Consider the following 21,927-nt stretch of genomic DNA (forward strand, 5'->3'; position numbering starts at 1 on the left):
CGAGGCGCGACTATGAGCGACGAATCCAAACAGCTGTCGGTGGCCGAGCTGCTGGCCCGCAACGGTCAGCAGGGCGCCACCTCCTCCGGCGGGCGGCGCAGACGCGGCGCGCGCGGAATCTCCGTGGCCGAGCTGACCGGCGACCTGCCCGTGATCGGGGAGGGCGGCAGCCATTCCGCGCACGCCGCGCCCGAGCCCGAGGTACCCGAACCGGCGGGCTTCCAATCCTCACCCTTCCAGCCCTCGCCGTTCGAACCCGGTGCGAGCGAACAGGTCTCCTACAGTCCCCCGCAACCGGAGTCGGACTACTCGCCGATCTCCGGGCCGATCACGCGCTACGACCCGCTCGCGCCGTATCCGCCGGCGGGTGCCGAACAGGGCGATCCCTATGGGAGCGCCACCGGTTACGGCACTGCCGAACCCACCGCGTATTCGAGCCCCGCCCCGGCCGAGCCGTCCTACGCACCCGCCGAGGTCGAGACGCCGCCACCCGGCGGTTCCCGGCACAGCGCCCCCGGCCCCGAGGAGTCCGGCGGGATGCCCGCGCTGCCGCCGCTCGGCGCGCGCCGCAGCGGCCGCAGGCGCAAGCAGGATCCCGACGAGAACGAGACGATGGTCGTCGGGCCGCCGCTGCGCGAGCCCGTCGAGTTCGACCCGTCCGCGGCGGCTCCGGGTGGTTCCGTGTCGGACGAGGGCGCGGCGCGCGGTGGGCGCGCGGCTCGTCGCCGGGCCGCCGAGGCGGAGGAGGAGGCCGGACCTTCCACGGCGGCGTGGTCCCCGGCCGCGGGGGGATTCGAACCGGGTGGATACCGGCCGAACGGTCTCGTGCCGGAGGTCGACGGCGATTTCGCGTCGAACGGGTTCGGACCCAACGGTTCCGCGCCGGGACACGGTGGGAGTTTCGCACCGAACGGTTTCGGCTCCGACGGTCCCGTGCCGGGGTCCGGCGGGAGTTTCGCACCTGGCGGATTCGCGCCGGAGCCGGACGGAGGTTTCGCGCCGAACGGTTTCGCGCCGGAGCAGGGCGGAAACTACGCGCCCGGTGGTTTCGCGCCGGAACAGGGCGCGGGAGAGTTCGGCCCCAACGGTTTCGCGCCAGAGGGCTACGCGCCGCACGGTTTTCCGCCGAAGCCCGGCGGGTTCCCACCCGGACCGGATTCCGGCAACGGTTTCGGGCCCGAGAGTTACGGCCCCGACCCGCGCGGTGGTTTCGCCCCCGGCTACGGTCCCGAGCACGGTCGCGGATTCGGGCCGCCGCCGAGCGCCTTCGGCCCGTTCGCGCCCGACGCCGGCGACGGATTCGGCCCCGAAGCGGACGCCGAGCCCGGCACGCCGCACGGATTCGCGCCCGATCCGGAACCCAAACCGCTCTCGCCGATGCCGGAGCGGCCGAAGGAGCCGCCGCGTTCGCGCACCGAGACCCTGCGGTCGCGGGCCGGTGGCGCGCTGCCCGCGTGGTCGGCGCGCAGGCACAAACCGGGCCCGCCGTCGCCCGAGGACCCCGATCCGGAATCCGGCGGCATCCCGACCGCCGCCTGGTCGCTGGCCAGCCAGGACCAGCAGTTGCTGTCCGGGTCCACGGTGGCGGGCGACCTGCTGCGCGACGGTGTGGAGCGCTCCGAACGCGGTCGCAAACGCCCGCCCGCCGATCTCGACGACGGCCACACCGACGCCTACGACCCGTTCACCGCCGACGTCGACGAGTACGACGACGAGGACGATCAGGACGAGTTCGAGGCCGAACCGCGCGGCAAGCTGACATCGCTGTCGCGGGGATTGCGCGCCAAGGCGCTGGCCGCCGGCAAGCGGTCGGCCGAGCGCGAACCGCGGCCCGATCTCGACGAGAACCGCCGCCAGTGGATGATCCTCGGCGGGCAGAGCGCGGGCGCGGCGATAGCGGGCATGTTGCTGTTCAAGGGCTTCGAGCGCATGTGGGAGATGCTGCCCTGGGTGGCGCTGCCACTGGCGACGATCGTGATCCTCGGACTCGTCGCGCTCGTGCGGGTGCTGCGTCGCACCGACGACATTCTCAGCACGGGCATCGCGGTGGTCGTGGGCGTCTTCGTCACGCTCGGACCGCTAGCCTTTCTTCTCAGTACAGGCTGAGCAGGGAGCGGTGCCGTGGGGAACATCGGGCAGGCGGACGACACTCGGATAACCGGGTCGATCGGGGGGATCGAGCCGGAATCCGGGACACGGCACGAGGACCCGGGCGCGCCACCGGGCCGCATCATCCAGGTGGGGCTGTCCACCGCGTCGGTCTACCCGCAGAACACCGAGGCCGCGTTCCGCTACGCCGCCGAACTCGGTTACGACGGGATCGAGTTGATGGTGTGGGCCGAGCCCGCCAGCCAGAGCATCGCCACCGTGCAGTCCTACGTGCGCAAGTACGACATGCCGGTCCTGGCCGTGCACGCGCCGTGCCTGCTCATCTCGCAGCGGGTGTGGGGCGCCGATCCGATCGCGAAACTCGAGCGCAGCGTGCGCACCGCCGAGGCGCTCGGCGCCGAGACCGTCGTCGTGCATCCGCCGTTCCGCTGGCAGCGGCGCTACGCGGAGGGGTTCGCCGCCCAGGTCGCCGAGCTGGAGGAGCACGGCGAGGTGGTGGTCGCGGTGGAGAACATGTTCCCGATGCGCGCCGACACCCTGTTCGGGCGCGGGACGAAGGCGGCGCAGCGCCTGGAGCGCCGCGGCGGGCCCGGGTGGGGGCTCACGGCGTTCAGCCCGTCCTACGACCCCACCGACACCGGATTCGCGCACTACACCCTCGACCTGTCGCACACCGCCACGGCGGGCGCCGACCCGCTCGCGCTGGCCAAGCGGATGGGCCCCGGCCTCGCGCACCTGCATCTGGCCGACGGCCGCGGCGCTGCCCACGACGAGCATCTCGTCCCCGGCGAGGGCTCCCAGCCGTGCGTCGAGGTGTGCGCGCAGCTGGTGCGTTCGGGTTTCGCGGGCCACGCCGTCGCCGAGATCAACACCCAGAACGCCCGCACCACCGCCGACCGCGCCGCCATGCTGCACCGCACCCTCACCTTCGCCCGCGTCCATCTCAACGGCCACGCCCCGGCCCCCCTGCCCGCCGCACCCCGCGTCAACCCGGCCTGAGTGCTCCGGGGGCCTGGGAATCGGTACTCCATCCGCGCGGTTGTACGCTGTACGAATCGCACGACAGGAGCCGACCGTATGACGCTGGAGTTGACCGAATCCACCCTCGCGCCGTTCGCCGCGGTGTGCACGCTGACCGAGACGGCCGCGCCCGCCGACGGCGTGGGCCGCTACGCGGGCGTGATCGACGACGTGTGGACCATCGGGACCAAGGTGCACGGCGGCACCATGGTCGCGGCGAGCGCGGCCGCGGCCGCCCGCCTGCTGCGCGCCACCGATCCGGCGCTCGCCGAGATGGCGCCGATCGCGGCCAGCTCCGATTTCCTCGGCGCGCCCGATCCCGGCGCGGTCGATTACGAGGTGCGGGTGCGCAAGATCGGCCGCCAGATCTGCCTGGTCGACACCACCCTCGTGCAGGACGGCCGCGACCGCGTGCGCACCGCGTTCACCTTCGGCCACCTCGACGACGGTGAGCCGCTGTACGCGCCCGAGCACACCGATATGCCCGCCGAACCGCCCGCCGACGCGCTCGGCTACCAGGGCTCGCCGATGGGCGACATCGTGCACGTCGCGCAGGGGGCCGAGCTGTTCCTGGACAAGTCCTGGGCGCGGTTCCTCGACGGTGCGCAGGGCGAGCCGCGGCTGCGGCTGTGGATGCGCCCGCTGGCCGGCGACCAGGCCGATCCCGAGGTGTCGGCGCTGTTCGCGATGATGGCCGCCGATATGAGCCCGCCGGTGTCGATGAACCTCGGCCACTTCGGCTGGGCCCCGACCGTCCAGATGACGACGTATCTGCGGCGCAGGCCCGCGCCCGGCTGGCTGCGGATCGTCGCGGTGTCCCACGAGGTGGGCGGTCGCCTGTTCGACGAGGACCAACTCGTGCTCGACAGCACCGGCGCCATCGTCGCCCAGAGCCGACAGCTGGCACTGCTGCCACAGCGCCGCTGACGCGCGTCTAGCCTTATCCACCATGACGAGAATCGCGGTGATCGGTGGTGGACGGATCGGGGAGGCGTTGGTCGCCGGACTGCTCGAGTCCGGGCGGGCGAACAAGGATCTGGTCGTCGTCGAGCCGCACGCCGACCGCGCCGAGGTGCTGGCGGGTCGGTTCGGTGTCCGGGTCACCCCCGACGCCGCCGACGCGGCCGTGGGCGCCGACCTGCTGGTGATCGCGGTGAAGCCCGGCGACGTCGATTCCGTGCTCACCGAGCTGGGCAAGGCCGATCTGGACGGCGGCGATCGCGAGCAGGTACTGGTCTCGCTGGCCGCCGGTGTGCCGACGGCCCGGCTGGAGGCCAAGCTGCCCGCCGGTTTCCCGGTGGTGCGCGTGATGCCGAACACCCCGATGCTGGTGGGCCAGGGCATGAGCGTGCTCGCGCCGGGCCGCTACGCGCGCGCCGAGCAGCTGGAGCTGGTGACCGACATGCTGTCGGCCGTCGGCAAGGTCGTCACGGTGGCGGAATCGCAGATGGACGCCGTCACCGCGGTGTCCGGCTCCGGTCCCGCCTATTTCTTCCTGGTGGTCGAGGCCATGGTCGACGCGGGCGTCGGGCTGGGCCTGTCCAGGGACGTGTCGACCGAGCTCGTGGTACAGACCATGATCGGCTCGGCGGCCCTGCTGGACGAGTCGGGACAGAGCGCGGTCGACCTGCGCGCGGCCGTCACCTCGCCGGCCGGCACCACCGCCGCCGCGCTGCGCGAACTGGAGCGCGGCGGGGTGCGCTCGGCGTTCCTCGAGGCGCTGCACGCGGCCAAGCGGCGTTCGGCCGAACAGGGCGCCAGCGCCGAATAGACCGGTCGGTTGGAATAAACCTCCGGTTCGCGTCCGGGCCACCGCCGCGTAAGCGCTGATTTCTCACACACGTCGCAGTAATCCCACTGGCCCCGCTAAGCTTCAAGGAGCACGTGCGTGTCTGTTCCGCCGGTGGGGAAGCCGGCGGCGCGGACGTGCCGGAGGTCAATGGTGCAATGATGTCTTCCAACAAGATGTCTGCGAACAGCTCGGGGACGTCACCAGGTGCGTCCGGCCCCTCCGCGGGCCGTGCCGGACCGCGCGCGCAAGGTGGTTCCGGTTCGCCGGGGCAGAACGTGCTCGGTGGCGGCACCCAGTTTCTCACCGTCGCCGAAGTGGCGAATCTGATGCGAGTCTCCAAGATGACGGTCTACCGTCTCGTGCACTCGGGCGAACTGCCCGCGGTGCGCGTCGGGCGGTCGTTCCGCGTGCACGCCAAGGCGGTGCACGACTATCTGGAGACTTCGTACTTCGACGCGGGGTGAGGTAGCGGTAGTTCCGGACGGGACGTCCCTGTCGCTGCGGGCGGCCCGGGCCTCGGCATGGCTCCAGGGGCCTGGATCGAGGGCGCCGCGCCTACCGGTAGGATGGTCCTCCGGTTCGTGTTCGCCTGCCTGCGGCGCCAGTTCGTGGTGTCCGGTGGCCGCGGGCGGCGCGGGCGCCGTAAACAGCTAGGCGTACGCGATGCGTGCGCGCCGAGTAGAGAGAACGCGAGGACACCCTATGGGTTCTGTGATCAAGAAGCGTCGCAAGCGCATGTCGAAGAAGAAGCACCGCAAGCTGCTTCGCCGCACGCGTGTGCAGCGGCGCAAACTCGGCAAGTGAGTCGCCGCGCCGCGAGGCGCTCAGCGAGGCCCGTCACCGTCCGGTGGCGGGCCTCGCTTTTTGAAACAGTTCAGTTTGAAAATTAAACGTGTATCCGGTGACTGAAGTCATCGTTAGATCCTGGTTAATACTCTCGGCGACTCAGACGGCAGCGGCTACCCTGGGAACCGCGAATAAAGTCAATCGGGGGCCTGGCAGGTGGGAACCGGTGCAGCGGTGGGTTCTGAACTGAGAGACGGACACTCTCCCAAGGTGGTGATGGTGACCGGCGCGAGTCGTTTCTTCGGCGGCAGTGTGGTGGCCAAACTGGCCGCCGACCCGTCCGTCGAGCGCATCATCGCCGTCGATACCATGACCCCGGGCCGAGATCTGCAACGGCGCATGGGCCGCGCCGAATTCGTCCGCGCTGATATCCGTAACCCGTTGATACGCAAAGTTATCGGCGGCAACGAAGTCGACACCGTCGTGCACTCCGCGGTGCTGTCGCGGCCTCCGGCCGGCGGCGGCCGCGCGGTCATGAAGGACCTCAACGTGCTCGGCGCCATGCAGTTGCTCGCCGTCTGCCAGAAGTCCCCGTCGGTGCGCCGGGTTGTGGTGCGCTCCACCTCCGCCGTGTACGGGTGCAGCGCCAAGGATCCGGCGAAGTTCACCGAGGAGATGAGCGCTCGCACGCCGCCGCGCGGCTGGTTCGCGCGCGACATGATCGAGGTCGAGGGCTTCGTGCGCGGCCTGGCCCGCCGCCGTCCCGACGTGGCCGCCTCGATCCTGCGCTTGGCGCCGATAGTCGGTCCGCGCCTGGCCCGGCGCGGAGTACAGTATCTTCGTTCGCCCGTGACGCCCACTGTGTTCGGCCGGGACGCGCGGATGCAACTGTTGCACGAAGAGGACGCGGTGGCCGCCCTCGCGCACGCGGCGCGGACGGCCCCCGGTGGTACCTACAACATCGCGGGTGACGGGGCGCTGGCGCTCTCGCAGGCGGTGCGCCGAGCCGGGCGCCTCGAACTGCCGGTGCCGTTCCTGTTCTTCCGCACGGCAGGGCGCGCGCTGATGGGTCCGGTGATGCGGGAATTCACCGGCGAACAGCTCGACTATTTTCATTTCGGTTGTGGTCTGGACACGACGCGGATGCGCACCGAACTCGGATTCGAACCGCGTTGGACAACGGTCCAGGCTTTCGACGATTTCATCGGGGGCGCAGCGTTGCGGCCCGTCTTCGATCCGGCGTGGATCGATGCCGCAGAAAAGAAACTGCTCGGCCTGCTCGGGGCCGGTACGGGAGCACATTCATGAACGACGTGGCGAAAGTCATCCCACTGCATGATCCGAACACCGAGTTCAAGCCGCGGGCGAATGTCCGCCGCTGGCCCGAGTCCGCGCCGGGGACGGCGCCGAGCCGGGTCACGTCGCTGACCGATCGACTGGCGGCGGCCGTTCCGCAGTCACCGCAGTCGCTGGGCGAGCTCGTCCGGGGCGGTATCGGCAAGCAGATCAGCCGCACCGCCGAATTCGCGCGCCGCCGGATCACCGGCGACTACCAGGTCGACGAGTTCGGTCTCGACGAGCACCTGCTCGAATCCCTCATTCTGCCCGCGCTGCGGCCGCTCTCGGATCTGTGGTTCCGGGTGGAGGTCAGCGGCGTGGAGAACATCCCCGAGGTGGGCGGCGCGCTGATCGTCGCCAACCACGCGGGCACCGTCCCGATCGACGGGCTGATGCTGCAGCTCGCCGTGCACGACCAGCACCCCAAACAGCGCGCGCTGCGGCTGCTCGCCGCCGACCTCATCTTCGAACTGCCCTTGCTCGGCGTGCTGGCCCGCAAGGCGGGTCACACCCTGGCCTGCCGCGAGGACGCCGAACGCCTGCTGCGTTCCGGTGAACTCACCGGTGTCTTCCCCGAGGGCTTCAAGGGCGTCGGCAAGCACTACTCCGACCGCTACAAGCTGCAGCGCTTCGGCCGCGGCGGTTTCGTGGCCGCCGCCGTGCGCACCGGCGTGCCGATCATCCCGTGCTCGATCGTGGGCTCGGAGGAGATCTACCCGAAGCTGGCCGACCTCAAGCCGCTGGCCCGCCTGCTCGGCCTGCCGTACTTCCCGGTGACGCCCACGTTCCCGCACCTGGGCCCGCTCGGCGCCGTCCCGCTGCCCTCCAAGTGGTACATCGAATTCGGCACCCCCATCCCCACCACGGCCTACGAGCCGGAGGCCGCCGACGACCCGATGACCATGTTCGAGGTCACCGACCAGGTGCGCGAAACCATCCAGCAGACGCTCTACAAACTGCTGACCAAACGCCGCAACCCGTTCACGGGCTGAGTTTTTGGCGCGCCGGGGGCCGCGAACGGTCGGTCGTCGGGCTCCCTCCCCGGGGCGGCTGGGGTAGTGCGGATCTCGCGGTGTCTGTTGAGGGTTGGCGCCGAGCGGTGCAGGCGCGGCCCTAATGCTCGCGCTTGCGGGTGATGGCGGCTGCGACCGCCCCGCCCGCCGCGCCCAGGGCCAGCGCCGTCGGGACGCCGATCTTGGCGGCCTTGCGGCCGGTGCGGAAATCGCGGATCTCCCAGCCGCGGTTCTTGGCCACCTCGCGCAGGTCGGAGTCGGGGTTGATGGCGACGGCGGTGCCCACCAGCGAGAGCATCGGGACGTCGTTGTGGCTGTCGGAGTACGCGGTACAGCGCCTCAGGTTCAGGCCCTCGCGCACGGCCAGGGTGCGCACCGCGTGCGCCTTGCCGAGGCCGTGCAGGATGTCGCCGACCAGCCGTCCGGTGAACTTGCCGTCCACGCTCTCGGCGACCGTGCCCAGCGCGCCCGTGAGGCCGAGGCGTTTGGCGATGACCTGGGCCAGCTCCACCGGCGTCGCCGTGACCAGCCACACCTGCTGGCCGGCGTCCAGGTGCATCTGCGCCAGCGCGCGTGTGCCCGGCCAGATCTTGTCGGCGATGATCTCGTCGTAGATCTCCTCGCCGAGCGCGGCCAGCTCGGCCGTGGGGCGGCCCGCGATGAACGACAGCGCCTTCTCCTTGCCGGAGGCCATATCGCTGCTGTTCTCCTTGCCGGTGACGCGGAACTTCACCTGCTTCCACGCCACGTCGACCAGGTCGCTGGTCTTGAAGTATTTGCGCGCCGCCAGGCCGCGCGCGAAATGCACGATGGACGCGCCCTGCACCATCGTGTTGTCCACGTCGAAGAACGCCGCCGCCGTCAGGTCGCGCGGCACCTCGTGACCGGTGTCGGCGGCCTCGGCCAGCTCGGATTCGTGCAGCGAGAGCGCGGCGTCGGCGCTGGCCTCACCGGCCAGGTTGGCGCGCACCTCTTCCTCGCTGGGGCCGAACGGGCTGCGCGAGATGCGCGCCAGCTGATCCTGCAACCCCTGGCCGAGCGAACTCGAACTCCATCGCGCCGGGAACTCGCCGAACCGGCCCGCGATGAATCCGGCCCTCTCCACCCTCGATCGTTCCGGCACCAGTACCTCCGCCCGTTCGCGCGAACCACGTCCACAGTAACCGGATTCACCGACAGTCACGCCGAGACGGCGCGCACCGGTGACGGTGTGGCGAGGGGATTTAATAGCAGGCATGACCAATCCCACAGCGCCCGCCACGCCGGAAGTGACTTTGCTGACTCGCGCCGGTTGCGGGTTGTGCACCACCGCGCTGGCGCGGCTGCGGGCCGTCTGCGTCGAATTCGGCGTCGAACCGGGTGTGGTGGACGTGGACGAGGCCGCGAAAACCGACCCTGGCCTGCGCGCGGAGTACGGCGACCGGCTGCCGGTGGTGCTGCTGGACGGGCGCGAGCACAGCTACTTCGACGTCGACGAACCGCGCTTGCGCGCCGATCTGAGCCGCCGCCCGGCCTGATCGGCGCGCGATTTCCCCGCCGCGCTGGTCGCGGCGGAAAATGAGGCCAATTTCACCGACTTTGTGCAGGGCTTCACAAGCAGTTACGGTGGTGGCACGCGACCCGCGGGCCGAGGCCACGCCAAGTCGCACGCGAAATCCGATACATCGACCGTGGCACCGGTCCGCCGCCCGGGCTGGAGGTCGAGCGAACGAACCGGTCCGCGCTCACTGGGGACCGCAACGAGGAGCCGACGACGTGACAGAGCAGCATGAGGCGCCGGGCGGCGTCTCCGGCAGGGCTCTGCGACCGGGCGACGGGCCCGACGGCGTCGGCGCGCGCTCCCTGCAGAAGGACATTCCCCAGGCCACCGTCACGCGGCTGGCGACCTACCTCCGGGTGCTCGCCACGCTCGCCGAGGACGGTGTGCTCATCGTATCGAGTGAGGAACTCGCTGTCGCGGCGGGTGTCAATTCGGCCAAGCTGCGCAAGGATCTGTCGTTCCTCGGCCCCAACGGCGTCCGGGGTGTCGGCTATGACGTGGCCAAGTTGCGGACCAGGATCGAGGATGTGCTCGGACTGTCCGGTGGGCATCGCGTGGTGCTGGTCGGCGCCGGGAACCTGGGCCGTGCCCTGGTCGGCTACGGCGGGTTCCGGCGCCGCGGTTTCACGGTCGTCGGCGTCTTCGATGCCGACCCCGCGGTGATCGGCGCGCCGCTGGCCGGGCTCACCGTGCGCGACGCCGCGGGCCTGCGCGCCGCCGTCGCCGAACTCGAGCCCACCATCGCGGTCATCGCGGTGCCCGACGAGGCGGCCCAGGACGTGTGCGACCAGCTGGTCGCCGCCGGGCTGCAGTCGATCCTGAGTTTCGCCGCGTGCGGGCTGATCGCGCCCGACACGGTGGAGGTCCGCCGGGTGGACCTGGCGGTGGAGATGCAGATGCTCTCGTTCGAGCGGACCCGCAACGCCGAACCCGAGCCGCTGCCCGAGGTCGCGCACGTGGGGTCGGGCCGGATCGCCCGCCGCGCACCGGCGCACCCCGCCCTCAAGCATTCGACCTCGCATTCGGCAACGGAGCCAAAAGGCAAGGGATCGGTGGTTACGCCATGAGCGAACGCAGTGAGCGAATCATGTGCCAGCGTGCAACGCGCATGCCGGAGCCGAGCGTCAGCGAGGCGCAGGCATGAGTGTTCTGCTCGTCGGGATTTCGCATCGCAGCGCGCCGGTCGCGGTGCTGGAGAAGGTGGCGATCACCGACACCGACCGGCCCAAGCTCCTGGATCAGCTGCTGGCCTCCACCCATGTGTCCGAGGCGATGATCGTGTCGACGTGCAACCGCGTCGAGGTGTACGCGGTGGTGGACGCCTTCCACGGCGGTCTGGCCGAGGTCGGCGAGCTGCTCACCGAGCACTCCGGGCTGCCGATGCCGGATCTGACCCGACACGCCTACGTCCGCTACAGCGAGGCCGCCGCCGAGCACCTGTTCGCCGTGGCCTCGGGCCTGGATTCGATGGTGGTCGGCGAGCAGCAGGTGCTCAGCCAGATCCGCAGCGCCTACGCCACCGCCGACGCGCAGCGCGCCGCGGGCCGCACCCTGCACGAACTCGCCCAGCACGCCTTGCGCGTGGGCAAGCGGGTGCACACCGAGACCGGGATCGACCGCGCCGGCGCCTCCGTGGTGTCGGTCGCGCTGGACCGCGCGCGTGAAGTGCTGCGCGCGGGCACCGACCTGCCGCTGGAGACGGCACTCGAGGGCCGCACCGCCGTGGTGGTCGGCGCGGGCGCGATGGGCGGACTGGCCGTGGCGCACCTGTCGCGCGCGGGCATCGGCCGGATCATCGTGGTGAACCGCACCCTGGACAAGGCCACCCGCCTCGCCGAGACCGCCCGCACGCACGGCGTGGAATCCACGGCGCTGGAACTGTCCCGGCTCACCGAGGCCATGGCCGCCGCCGACGTCGTGATCACCTGTACCGGAGCGGTGGGCTCGGTCGTGACGCTGGCCGACACCCACCGCGCGCTGGCCGACCGCGACCGGGCCGAATTCCCGGCCACCGAGCGCCCGCTGGTCTTCTGCGACCTGGGCCTGCCGCGCGATGTGGAGCACGCCGTGGCCGGCCTGCCCGGCGTCGCGGTGATCGACATCGAGACCCTGCAGCGCGATCCGGCCGCGAACGCCGCGTCCGACGACACCGCCGCCGCCCGCTCGATCGTCGCCGACGAACTCGCGAAGTACCTGGCCGGCCAGCGGATGGCCGAGGTCACGCCCACCGTCGCGGCGCTGCGCCAGCGCGCGGCCGAGGTGGTGGAAGCCGAACTGATGCGGCTGGATTCGCGGTTGCCGAGCCTGGCCGATCCGGAGCGCGACGAGGTCGCGCGGACGGTGCGCCGGGTGGTGGACAAGTTGCTGCACGCGCCGACGGTGCGGGTCAAGCAGCTGGCCTCCACCCCGGGCGGGGACAGCTACGCCGAAGCGCTGCGCGAGCTGTTCGAACTGAAACCCGGTGCGGCACAGGCGGTTGCCGCGCCGATGGAGATCAGCGCGATCGCGGGCGACGGCGCGGGCCTCGCCGACGATTTCACCGCGGGACACCTCGGCGAGGAGGGCAGGCCGGCATGACAGTCGTTCAGGAAGACGAAAACGTGACCGCTGACGGGACCAGGGCGCCGTGGCGCATCGGCACCAGGGGCAGCCTGCTCGCGCTGACCCAGGCGGGCACCGTGCGCGACGCGCTCGTCGCGGCCGGGCACCCGGCCGAACTGGTGGTGGTCAAGACCCCCGGCGACCTCTCCTCCGACCCGGTGCAGAAGATCGGCGTCGGCGTGTTCACCTCCGCCCTGCGCGACGAACTCCTCGCGGGCGCCATCGACATCGCGGTGCACTCGTACAAGGATCTGCCGACCGCCCCGGACGAGCGGTTCACGATCGCCGCGATCCCGCCGCGCGAGGATCCGCGCGACGCGCTGGTCGCCCGCGACGGCATGGTGCTGGGCGAACTGCCCGCCGGTTCCCGCATCGGCACCTCCGCGCCCCGGCGCGCGGCGCAGTTGCGCGCCCTCGGCCTGGGCCTGGAGATCCTGCCGCTGCGCGGCAATCTGGACACCCGGCTGCGCAAGGTCTCCGAAGGGGAACTGGACGCGGTGGTGGTGGCGCGCGCCGGCCTGGCCCGCATCGAGCGCCTGGACGCGGTGACCGAGGCGCTGGAGCCGGTGCAGATGCTGCCCGCCCCGGCCCAGGGCGCGCTGGCGGTGGAATGCCGCAGCGACGATCCCGATCTGGTCGAGATCCTGGCCCGCCTCGACGACGCGGCCACCCGCGCGGCCGTGCTGGCCGAGCGCACCCTGCTGGCCGAACTGGAAGCGGGCTGCACCGCGCCGATCGGCGCGCTGGCCGAGGTCGTCGAATCCCTCGACGACGACGGCCGGGTGGTCGACGAACTGTCGCTGCGCGCCTGCGCCGCCGCCCACGACGGTTCGGAGGTGCTGCGCGCCTCCGTGGTGGGCGCACCCGCCGACGCCGCCGAACTCGGGCGGGCACTCGCGCGTGAACTGCTCGATCTGGGGGCGCGCGATCTGCTCAGCGCCCCGGGCGAGGACGCCGAGGACGCGAGAGCGGAGGGCTCGCCGTCCGGTGCCGAGCCCCCTTCGCAAGAGCCGCGACCGGGCGCGGCCGACGGTCGTATCAGCAATCCCAGCCCAATGGAGAACAACCGATGAGCCGAGCCACCAAGAAGCACCCCGGTCGGATCTTGTTCGTCGGGTCCGGCCCCGGCGACCCGGCCCTGCTGACCGTGCGTGCGCGCGAGGTGCTGGGGCGAGCCACACTGGCGTTCACCGATCCCGATGTGGACAAGGGCGTGCTGGCGCTGATCGGCACCGCGGTCGAGGCGGACGAGGACGGCAACCGTCCGGTCGACGTGCGCCCCGCGCTGGGTGAGCCCGCCGAGGTCGCCAAGACCCTCGTCGCCGAGGCGCGCGCTGGACACGACGTGGTGCGCGTGGTGGCGGGCGATCCGCTGACCACCGATTCGGTGATCACCGAGGTCACCTCCGTCACCCGCTCGCACATGGTGTTCGAGGTGCTGCCCGGCCTGCCCAACGGCTCGGCGGTGCCCAGCTACGCGGGTATCGCGCTCGGCTCCGGGCACACCGAGGCCGACGTGCGCGGCGAGGTCGACTGGGCCGCGCTGGCCGCCGCGCCCGGCCCCCTGGTGCTGCACGCCACCTCCGGCCACCTGGCCGAGACGGCGAGCGCGCTGGTGGAGCACGGCATGGCCCCGCAGACCCCGGTCGCGGTCACCGTGCGCGGCACCACCCGTCAGCAGCGCACCATCGAGGCCACCCTGGCCACGCTGAACAGCGCCGCCTCCGAACTGGTCGGCCCGCTGGTGGTGACCATCGGCAAGGTGGTCGCCTCGCGGTCGAAGATGTCGTGGTGGGAGTCGCGGGCGCTGTACGGCTGGACCGTGCTGGTGCCCCGCACCAAGGATCAGGCGGCGGAGATGAGCGAGCGGCTCGTCACGCACGGCGCCATCCCCATGGAGGTGCCGACCATCGCCGTCGAGCCGCCGCGCAGCCCCGCGCAGATGGAGCGCGCGGTGAAGGGCCTGGTGGACGGCCGCTACCAGTGGGTGGTGTTCACCTCCACCAACGCGGTGCGCGCGGTGTGGGAGAAGTTCGCCGAGTTCGGACTGGACGCGCGCGCGTTCTCGGGCGTGAAGATCGCCTGCGTGGGCGAGGCCACCGCCGACCGGGTGCGCGCGTTCGGCATCAACCCCGAGCTGGTGCCCTCGGGCGAGCAGTCCTCGGAGGGCCTGCTGGCCGACTTCCCGCCCTACGATGACGTTTTCGACCCGGTGAACCGCGTGCTGCTGCCGCGCGCCGACATCGCCACCGAGACGCTGGCCGAGGGCCTGCGCGACCGCGGCTGGGAGATCGACGACGTGACGGCCTACCGCACGGTGCGCGCCTCGCCGCCGCCCGCGGAGACCCGCGAGATGATCAAGACCGGCGGTTTCGACGCCGTGCTGTTCACCTCCTCCTCCACGGTGCGCAACCTGGTCGGCATCGCCGGCAAGCCGCACGCCCGCACCATCGTGGCCTGCATCGGCCCCAAAACCGCCGAAACGGCCATCGAATTCGGTCTGCGCGTCGACGTGCAGCCCGAGGTCGCCCAGGTCGGCCCGCTCGTCGAGGCACTGGCCGAACACGCGGCCCGCCTGCGCGCCGAGGGCCTCCTGCCCCCACCCCGCAAGAAGAGCCGCCGCAGCCGATAGCCAACGCCTTCGGCGATAGCCAACGCCTCCGGCGTATTGCTTGGCATTTGGAACTGATGCCACAGGCACGGGTTGTGGTTTCGGTGGTTGATAGTCGCCTTCCGGGTGGTGCTGTGGTCGTGTGTGGGCTGTGGGGCTCAGGGTCGGCCGGTTGAACTGCGGCTGTTCAAGTGGTTGCGGCGGGGCGCTCGCGCCGGTACGACATCGGCATCACCGACGCGAGCGCCCCGGTCAAACACGTTCGGCCTATTGCCGCACCTGGAGTGTTCAGCGGTCACGGCCATGCTCAGCTGCAGATCCACAGCCGAACATGGCCCACACAGCCGGAGCACCGCCCCCTGAAGGGGCCCCACCAACGACCGCAACCACAACCCACACCTGTGGCGCTAGTTCTAAATGCCAAGCAATACGCCGAAGGCGCTAGCGCCAGCGCATGAGGTTGCGGACCAGGCGGCAGGTGGCGTCGGAGGGTGGGCGGATGCCGACGAGTTCGGCGGTGCGCCTGATCTTTTCGTTGCTCGCCTGGGTGGGCAGGTAGACGCCCGAGTCGAGCAGGGCGATGCTCAACCGCATGGCCTTGAGCCTGCGGTTGTGCGTGACGTACCACCGGCGCGGACGGCCGGTCGGCAGCGGCCGCCGCTCCAGCGGCCGATAGGGCGTGATGGTCTGACGGGTGGTTGCGGTCGCGGGCAAAACGTCCTCCCCTCGCGGTAGGGAACCCGGTGGATCCCCTCGAACACATCTTCGATTCTACGCGAGGGGTCCGACAAAAACCCCTGCCCGACAGGGATTCTCGGGTTCTTGCGCACACCCCCTGCGGCCGCTCGCGCGGGGGTTTCCCGGCAGGCGTATCGTGCGAATCATGACCGGAATGGACCGCCCGCGGCGGTTGCGCCGAACTCCCGCTCTGCGTCGCCTCGTGGCCGAAACGACCCTGGAACCACGGCAATTGGTGCTGCCGATGTTCGTGGCCGACGGTCTGGCGGAGCCGCGGGAGATCGGGTCCATGCCCGGGGTCCACCAGCATTCGATGGACTCGCTGCGCAAGGAGGCGGTCGCGGCGGTCACCGCGGGCGTCGGTGGGCTCATGCTGTTCGGCGTCCCCAAGCCCGAGGACAAGGACGCCACCGGCAGCCTGGCCAGCGATCCCGACGGCATCCTCAACCGCGGCCTGCGCGCCCTGGCCGACGAGGTCGGCGACGCCACCGTGATCATGGCCGACACCTGCCTGGACGAGTTCACCGACCACGGCCACTGCGGCGTGCTGGACGCCGACGGCGCGGTCGACAACGACGCCACCCTGCACCGCTACGTGGACATGGCGCTGGCCCAGTCGGAGGCCGGCGCCGATCTGCTCGGCACCAGCGGCATGATGGACGGCCAGGTCGCCGCCGTCCGCCGCGGCCTGGACGCGGTCGGGCGCACCGACACCGGCATTCTCGCCTACGCCGCCAAGTACGCCTCCGCCTTCTACGGCCCGTTCCGCGAGGCCGTCGGCTCCTCGCTGCAAGGCGATCGCCGCACCTATCAGCAGGATCCGGCCAATCGCAAAGAGGCCCTGCGCGAGCTGGAACTGGATCTGGCCGAGGGCGCCGACATCGTGATGGTCAAGCCGGCCATGTCCTACCTGGACATCCTGCGCGACGTGGCCGACCGCTCCACCGTGCCGGTCGCCGCCTACCAGATCTCCGGCGAGTACGCGATGATCACCGCCGCCGCCGAGCGCGGCTGGATCGACCGCCGCGGCGCCGTGCTCGAGTCGCTGGTCGGCATCCGGCGGGCGGGCGCCGACATCGTGCTGACCTACTGGGCGACCGAGGCCGCAAACTGGTTGTCGTGACGAACCACCCTGGACCTATGGTCTTCGCTCCGCCCCCACAGCGCCCACCTATGCCCGAGGATGTTCGCACCGCACGCCAGGTGTGGTGGGTGATCGTCGTGTTCGGCGTCATCCAATTGATCGCTTCGGCGGTGTCGTCGCTGCAGAATCGCGACGAGCTCGAGCAGCGCGTGCTCGAACAGGGCCGTCAGAGCGACGCGAACTACGCCATGGCCACCGCCGAGCTGGTGGTGTCGTTGTTCCTGGTCGGCATGGTCCTGGCCGGTCTCGCGCTGGCCGCCGCCGCGCTGGGCGTGGTGCACCTGTTCGGCCGCGGCAAGCCGTGGGCGCGCACGATCCTCACCGTCGGGTCGATCTGGCTCATTCTGGGCGGCTTCCTCGCGCTGTTCTCCCTCGACACGGTCGTGGGCACGGCCTCGCTCATCGCCGGTGGCGCGACTATCGTGCAGGGCGTGCTGGCCGGTGGCGCGCTGTATCTGAGTTACCGTCCGGATTCCTCCGCATACTTCCAGGTGAACCGCAGGTGAACGGCCGGGCATACCCCCGCCGAATTTGTCGCCGCCATGGCGCCATGTATGGTGAGGGTTGTCACAGTGGAACTGGGAACCGGTAGTTGTCGTTCGAGCGTTGCGCAAGCGTTGTCCAGATGGCTCCGGGGGATCGGAGGCATCGATGCGAGTGGTGATCCAGCAGCCGCACAGCATTCGGCGAGACGTGCTCGTTCTCGGCCTGTTGATTCTGTTCGGTGTGGTCACCGTCGCACTGTTGCTGCTGCCCGGTCTGGTCGGCTGAACCCATTCCCACCCTCGAGTCCGCGGGGTAGCGCCGCGTGACCGGGGAAGTCCTGTTCGCCGAGCCCGGCGCGCGCTGGCGTGCCGTCGCCTACGGCCCGATCATCTGCCTCGTCGTGCTGCTGATCGAAATCCGCACCGGTGGTCAGGTCCACTGGTTCGCCCTGCTCTTCTGCGCGGTGCTGATCGCGGCGTTCGTCGCGCTGCAAGTCGTCGCCGGGCGCAGGCACGTGAGCGTCGAACTCACCCCGAGCGCCCTGCGCCAAGGCGCCGAGACGCTGCCGCTCTCCTCGATCGCCGCGGTGCTGCCGGACCGCGACGAGCAGTCCTGGAATGATGAGGACTGGGAGTCCGCGCGGGCGCTGGGCGAACTGACCGGCGTGCCGCGCAGGCGCACCGGCATCGGCCTGCGACTGCGCGACGGCGGACTGGTGCAGGCGTGGGCCCGCGACCACCGCGGCCTGCGCACCGCCCTCACCGCGGCGCTGCGGACCGGGGCGGACGACGGCAAACCGGGTGAGAACGGAGCGGATGGGTGAATCGGAGCGTCGGGATCGCACTCGGTGAAGCGGTGGTGGTCGTCGTCTGCCTGGTGCTGGCCGTGGTGTGCTGGGGTCGGGGTGTGGTCACCACCTCGTTCGCCGCTTTCGGTGACGTGCCCGCCTTCGACGCCACCCGCTACGTCGCCCCCTGGATCGCGCTCGCGGCGTTCCTCGTCGCTGTGGGCGGATTGTTCGCCATCGACGCCGTCGCGCGGGCCGTGCGCGAACTCACCTCGCGCTGAGAACCTTTCGGCCCGGTGCGCCGTTTAGGGCGCGGGCGGGTGGGAAGATCCCCCACATGAACCAGACAAGTCGCGCGAAGCTCGTTGCGGGGGCGGCCGGCGTTCTGTTCGGCGTGATCGTCGCGGTTCCCGCGGCGTCGGCGCAGGCGCCGGGATCTACGGGGACTCCCCAGGTGGTGTCGGCCGGTGCGCCGGGTGGTTCCGGGGCGTCGGCCGTGGAAATCACGCTGCCGGTGGAGGGTGTCGCCGCACCGGTCTACGCGCCGAGCGCGCCGCCCGGCCTGCTGAGCCTGCTCCCCGCGCCGCTGGGGTGCCTGGTGACCACGGGGTCGGCTGGATTCTGCGTCGGCATCACGTAGGGCGGAGTCGGCGTTGCCGCTCTGCCTGCTCGGCGCCGCCGCCCGGCCGCTCGGGGTTGCCCGCGCCTCTTGCGTGCCCGGCGGCCGAGGGTCGGCCTCGATTCCGCGTCGGCATCACGTGGGGCGTCCGCCGTGCTCCGCACCCTGCACCACTATTTGAAGTGATCGCGATCCAGACTGCTCGGGCGGGTTTACGATGGTTGGGCCGGCGATAGTCACGCCAAGACGCGATCGGTGCGGGAAGGTGTGGAACACATGCGTTGTGTCGCGTCGAAAATCATTGCGACCCTGGCAGTTTCGGCTGCGGTAGGTTTCGCCGCCACACCTGCGTCCGCCGTGGGCCTGCCCTTGGAACCGGCCGCACCGCACCCGGTGCCCGTCTCCGACCTGGTGCCGGAGACCGGCTCGGCGGGCATCTTGAACGGACTTCTCTGCTCACTGCGCACCTTCTCCGCCGAACTGCCCTGCCGGATGACCTGACGGTCGTCCCTATCCGGAGGTCGGAGCAGGTCGGGTTATTGCCGCGAGCAGAACCGTTAGTGAATCAGCTGGTCCAGTTCTGATACACGTCGAGCACACGTCCGTTGCGCGTGCCGGGGGCGTTCACGTAGACGGTGACCGTCCCGTCGGGGTGACTCGCGGATTCCGCGATCACCTGACGCAATGACGCGTGCACGCCGCCGTTCTGATCGCGATAGATCTGGGTGTCGTCGTGCAGACCCGCGCCAATGCGGTTCAGCGGCACGAACATCGACACCACCGCGGGCACCGGACCACCCGCCAGCGCGACGGTTTCCTCGTGCGTGAGTCGCGCGCCGACGCGCCCCTGGTCGGGCTCGGCGATGGGATCGGCCGCCGCGGCCGTGCCCGCGCCCGCGAATCCGGCGGTGAGCAGTGCGAGAAGAGCCGAGCTGACGAGCGCGAACCGCATGGTGAGCCCTCCCGGGAGCTAGCTGCTGCGACGATCACAAGAGGGTACGCAGCGGCCGCGCGCGGTTCACCGAACTCGCGGTCCGTGGCGTGTTGCTGCGGTGCGCGTCACTCTCCTACACCCTGTCGTCGACCGGCCGCGCGGGTGCTGCGACACTGGAGGCCGTGAGTTCTTCTCCGCGCGTGACCAGTGCATCGGTGCCGGTTTCCGCTCAGCTCTTCGATCGGGCGAGCTCGGTGATCCCCGGCGGCGTCAACTCGCCGGTCCGGGCGTTCCATTCGGTCGGGGGCACGCCCCGCTTCATCGCCTCCGCCGACGGGTACACCCTCGTCGACGCCGACGGCAACGAGTACGTCGATCTCGTGTGTTCGTGGGGGCCGATGATCCTGGGCCACGCGCATCCCACCGTCGTCGAAGCGGTGCGGAAGGCCGCGAGCGGCGGACTCTCCTTCGGGGCGCCCACCGAGGCCGAGATCGAACTGGCCGAACTCATCGCCGAGCGCGTCGCGCCGGTGGAACGCGTGCGGCTGGTGAACTCCGGCACCGAGGCCACCATGAGCGCGGTCCGGCTGGCGCGCGGCTACACCGGCCGGTCCAAGATCATCAAGTTCAGCGGCTGCTACCACGGGCACGTCGACGCGCTGCTCGCCGACGCGGGCTCGGGCGTCGCGACCCTCGGCCTGCCCACCTCGCCCGGCGTCACCGGCGCGCAGGCGAGCGACACCCTGGTGCTGCCCTACAACGACCTCGCGGCGGTGCGGGCGGCATTCGAGGCGCATCCCGGCCAGATCGCGTGCGTGATCACCGAGGCCGCCGCGGGCAACATGGGCGCGATCGCCCCGCTGCCCGGTTTCAACGAGGGCCTGCGCGCGCACACCACCGAACACGGCGCGCTGCTCATCATGGACGAGGTCATGACCGGGTTCCGGGTCAGCGCGGCGGGCTGGTTCGGGCGCGAGGGCGTGGCGGGCGACCTGTACACGTTCGGCAAGGTGATGAGCGGCGGCCTGCCCGCGGCGGCGTTCGGCGGTCGCGCCGAGGTGATGAACCAGCTCGCCCCGCTCGGCCCGGTCTATCAGGCGGGCACGTTGTCCGGTAACCCGGTGGCGGTGGCGGCGGGCCTGGCCACGCTGCGCGCCGCCGACGCGGAGGTCTACGCCGCGCTGGACCGCAACGCCGAACGCCTCGGCGGCCTGTTCACCGAGGCGCTGACGGCCGCGGGGGTCGAGCATCGCGTGCAGTTCGCGGGCAATATGGTGAGCGTGTTCTTCGCCGACCGTCCGGTCACCGACTACGCCACCGCCAAGGCCGCGCAGACCTGGCGTTTCCCCGCCTTCTTCCACGCCCTGCTCGACGGCGGCGTGTACGCGCCGCCGAGCGCGTTCGAGGCCTGGTTCGTCTCCGCCGCGCTCGACGAGAACGCTTTCGACCGTATCGCCGCCGCCCTCCCAGCCGCCGCCCGAGCGGCCGCGGCCGCCACCCCCGAAGGATCCCGCGCGTGACCTCCGACCTCGACAACCCAGACGCAGGCGCCCCCACCCCCGCGCCCACCCCGAAGAAAACCCCGAAGCGCACGGCCCCCGCGGAAGCCGCCGCGACCGCGACGAAGGCATCCGAACCCGCCGCCTCGAAGCCCGCGGGCAGCGATGACGCCGCACCGGCGGACACCTCTGCGGCGAGCGCGGGGACCCAGGCCGGGGACACCGTTGTGCCTGCGGCGAAGGCAGCCGGAACCGCCGCCAGCCCCGCCGCCGAGCCGGTGACAGACAAGCGCGACGAAACGCCTGCGGTGGCCGCGCCGAAGTCGGCGAAATCCTCCGCCGGCTCGAAGGCGAAGCGGTCCCCGAAGACGAATGCGCCGTCCACCGCACCGGTCGCCGGGTCCGTGGTCGCCGATATCGCCGGGGTGACCACGTCTCCCGCCGACGTGGTGGAATCCACCTCCGCTGCGGCCGATTCGTCCGCCACCGCGAACGCCGCGACATCCAGCGCTACCTCGAGCGCCGCCGCTTCGTCCGCCACCGGCTCGGCCGGTGCCATCGCTGACCCGGCTGCCCATAATCCTGCCGCCGTCCCGGCCGCCGGCGAGACTGCTGCCGCCGAGACCCATGCCGCCGCCGGTGAGCCCGCTGCCGACAAGGTCTCGGCGACCACTCCTGCCGCCGCCGAGGTCCCCGCTGCTGCCGAGCGTCCCGTTCCCACGTCGGATCGCGGCGACTCGAACCCGGCCACCGAGCCGGACAACACCGGCGCAGCTCCCGTCGCCGCGGCTGCCGCTCGCCACAGTGCCGAGGTGCCGGCTGCCGACGACCAGGGCGACGAGTCCACCGACTCCACCCCCGACGCTCTCCCCGTCGAGAAGTCCGCCCCGAAGACGTCCTCCACCACCGC

The 21,927-nt window shown here is 71.1% G+C and carries 23 protein-coding genes; 20 read left to right on the forward strand and 3 right to left on the reverse strand.

Annotated features, from left to right (window positions below; translation table 11 throughout):
- Positions 1-12: 12 nt before the first annotated feature.
- The 8 genes from OHB21_RS11275 to OHB21_RS11310 all read left to right on the forward strand — a co-directional run bounded on the left by OHB21_RS11275 (position 13) and on the right by OHB21_RS11310 (position 8,037).
- Entirely contained in the window at positions 13-2,106 is a 2,094-nt protein-coding gene (locus tag OHB21_RS11275; protein WP_195142097.1) for a hypothetical protein, read from the forward strand.
- 132 nt (positions 2,107-2,238) lie between these two features.
- On the forward strand, positions 2,239-3,108 hold the full coding sequence (locus OHB21_RS11280; protein ID WP_067506417.1) for a sugar phosphate isomerase/epimerase family protein: 870 nt from the start codon (positions 2,239-2,241) through the stop codon (positions 3,106-3,108).
- Positions 3,109-3,186: 78 nt separating this feature from the next.
- Entirely contained in the window at positions 3,187-4,056 is an 870-nt protein-coding gene (locus tag OHB21_RS11285) for a thioesterase family protein (protein ID WP_084537427.1), read from the forward strand.
- A gap of 22 nt (positions 4,057-4,078) precedes the next feature.
- Entirely contained in the window at positions 4,079-4,900 is an 822-nt protein-coding gene (proC, locus tag OHB21_RS11290) for a pyrroline-5-carboxylate reductase (protein WP_067506029.1), read from the forward strand.
- A 194-nt stretch (positions 4,901-5,094) separates the two neighbouring features.
- A complete protein-coding gene (locus OHB21_RS37440; protein ID WP_228788999.1) occupies positions 5,095-5,385 on the forward strand; it encodes a helix-turn-helix domain-containing protein in 291 nt (96 codons plus the stop codon).
- A gap of 238 nt (positions 5,386-5,623) precedes the next feature.
- Complete coding sequence (locus OHB21_RS11300) at positions 5,624-5,725, forward strand: 30S ribosomal protein bS22 (RefSeq protein ID WP_003402602.1); 102 nt, start codon at positions 5,624-5,626, stop codon at positions 5,723-5,725.
- Positions 5,726-5,983: 258 nt separating this feature from the next.
- Positions 5,984-7,015: an NAD-dependent epimerase/dehydratase family protein gene (locus OHB21_RS11305; protein WP_067506032.1), complete on the forward strand. Its 1,032-nt coding sequence runs from the start codon at positions 5,984-5,986 to the stop codon at positions 7,013-7,015.
- Positions 7,012-8,037 (forward strand): lysophospholipid acyltransferase family protein, encoded by a 1,026-nt coding sequence (locus tag OHB21_RS11310; protein ID WP_067506036.1) that lies wholly within the window; start codon positions 7,012-7,014, stop codon positions 8,035-8,037. The genes OHB21_RS11305 and OHB21_RS11310 overlap by 4 nt, the downstream gene beginning before the upstream one ends.
- 121 nt (positions 8,038-8,158) lie before the next feature.
- Here the strand turns inward: OHB21_RS11310 and OHB21_RS11315 are convergent, their stop codons facing one another.
- Positions 8,159-9,085 carry an HAD family hydrolase gene (locus OHB21_RS11315; RefSeq protein WP_067506423.1) on the reverse strand — a complete coding sequence of 309 codons (927 nt, stop codon included), beginning with the start codon at positions 9,083-9,085 and terminating at the stop codon, positions 8,159-8,161.
- A 208-nt stretch (positions 9,086-9,293) separates the two neighbouring features.
- Between OHB21_RS11315 and OHB21_RS11320 the strand changes: the two genes are divergently transcribed.
- From OHB21_RS11320 to OHB21_RS11340, 5 genes are all read left to right on the forward strand, one after another.
- Entirely contained in the window at positions 9,294-9,575 is a 282-nt protein-coding gene (locus OHB21_RS11320) for a glutaredoxin family protein (RefSeq protein ID WP_067506039.1), read from the forward strand.
- A gap of 238 nt (positions 9,576-9,813) precedes the next feature.
- Positions 9,814-10,665: a redox-sensing transcriptional repressor Rex gene (locus OHB21_RS11325; RefSeq protein WP_067506042.1), complete on the forward strand. Its 852-nt coding sequence runs from the start codon at positions 9,814-9,816 to the stop codon at positions 10,663-10,665.
- Between the two features lie 73 nt (positions 10,666-10,738).
- Positions 10,739-12,175, forward strand: coding sequence for a glutamyl-tRNA reductase (locus OHB21_RS11330; protein WP_067506046.1), 1,437 nt, complete (start codon positions 10,739-10,741; stop codon positions 12,173-12,175).
- Complete coding sequence (hemC, locus tag OHB21_RS11335) at positions 12,172-13,272, forward strand: hydroxymethylbilane synthase (RefSeq protein WP_067506050.1); 1,101 nt, start codon at positions 12,172-12,174, stop codon at positions 13,270-13,272. Before OHB21_RS11330 ends, hemC begins: the two co-directional genes overlap by 4 nt.
- The gene (locus OHB21_RS11340) at positions 13,269-14,831 is read left to right on the forward strand and encodes a bifunctional uroporphyrinogen-III C-methyltransferase/uroporphyrinogen-III synthase (RefSeq protein WP_067506053.1); all 1,563 of its coding nucleotides are present in this window, start codon (positions 13,269-13,271) and stop codon (positions 14,829-14,831) included. Before hemC ends, OHB21_RS11340 begins: the two co-directional genes overlap by 4 nt.
- A 420-nt stretch (positions 14,832-15,251) precedes the next feature.
- Here the strand turns inward: OHB21_RS11340 and OHB21_RS11345 are convergent, their stop codons facing one another.
- The gene (locus OHB21_RS11345; RefSeq protein ID WP_067506057.1) at positions 15,252-15,524 is read right to left on the reverse strand and encodes a hypothetical protein; all 273 of its coding nucleotides are present in this window, start codon (positions 15,522-15,524) and stop codon (positions 15,252-15,254) included.
- A gap of 169 nt (positions 15,525-15,693) precedes the next feature.
- Here OHB21_RS11345 and hemB point away from each other — a divergent pair, with 169 nt between their 5' ends.
- The 6 genes from hemB (at position 15,694) to OHB21_RS11375 (ending at position 19,085) form a co-directional block, all read left to right on the forward strand.
- Positions 15,694-16,671: a porphobilinogen synthase gene (gene hemB, locus OHB21_RS11350; RefSeq protein WP_328438602.1), complete on the forward strand. Its 978-nt coding sequence runs from the start codon at positions 15,694-15,696 to the stop codon at positions 16,669-16,671.
- A 50-nt stretch (positions 16,672-16,721) separates the two neighbouring features.
- Complete coding sequence (locus OHB21_RS11355) at positions 16,722-17,198, forward strand: hypothetical protein (RefSeq protein WP_228789001.1); 477 nt, start codon at positions 16,722-16,724, stop codon at positions 17,196-17,198.
- Between the two features lie 302 nt (positions 17,199-17,500).
- A complete protein-coding gene (locus OHB21_RS11360; RefSeq protein WP_067506066.1) occupies positions 17,501-18,001 on the forward strand; it encodes a hypothetical protein in 501 nt (166 codons plus the stop codon).
- Positions 17,998-18,246, forward strand: a complete 249-nt coding sequence (locus tag OHB21_RS11365) for a hypothetical protein (RefSeq protein WP_067506069.1) — start codon at positions 17,998-18,000, stop codon at positions 18,244-18,246. Before OHB21_RS11360 ends, OHB21_RS11365 begins: the two co-directional genes overlap by 4 nt.
- 56 nt (positions 18,247-18,302) lie before the next feature.
- Positions 18,303-18,605, forward strand: coding sequence for a hypothetical protein (locus OHB21_RS11370; RefSeq protein ID WP_147265843.1), 303 nt, complete (start codon positions 18,303-18,305; stop codon positions 18,603-18,605).
- A gap of 336 nt (positions 18,606-18,941) precedes the next feature.
- Positions 18,942-19,085: a hypothetical protein gene (locus tag OHB21_RS11375; protein ID WP_195124634.1), complete on the forward strand. Its 144-nt coding sequence runs from the start codon at positions 18,942-18,944 to the stop codon at positions 19,083-19,085.
- Positions 19,086-19,149: 64 nt separating this feature from the next.
- On the opposite strand, the gene OHB21_RS11380 is transcribed toward OHB21_RS11375, so the two are convergent.
- Entirely contained in the window at positions 19,150-19,536 is a 387-nt protein-coding gene (locus OHB21_RS11380) for a hypothetical protein (protein WP_067506075.1), read from the reverse strand.
- A 182-nt stretch (positions 19,537-19,718) separates the two neighbouring features.
- Here OHB21_RS11380 and hemL point away from each other — a divergent pair, with 182 nt between their 5' ends.
- Complete coding sequence (gene hemL, locus OHB21_RS11385; RefSeq protein WP_407675177.1) at positions 19,719-21,038, forward strand: glutamate-1-semialdehyde 2,1-aminomutase; 1,320 nt, start codon at positions 19,719-19,721, stop codon at positions 21,036-21,038.
- Positions 21,039-21,927: the final 889 nt, after the last annotated feature.

The sequence above is a fragment of the Nocardia puris genome (genome assembly GCF_036051655.1).
In the GTDB taxonomy this organism is placed as follows: Bacteria; Actinomycetota; Actinomycetes; order Mycobacteriales; family Mycobacteriaceae; genus Nocardia; species Nocardia puris.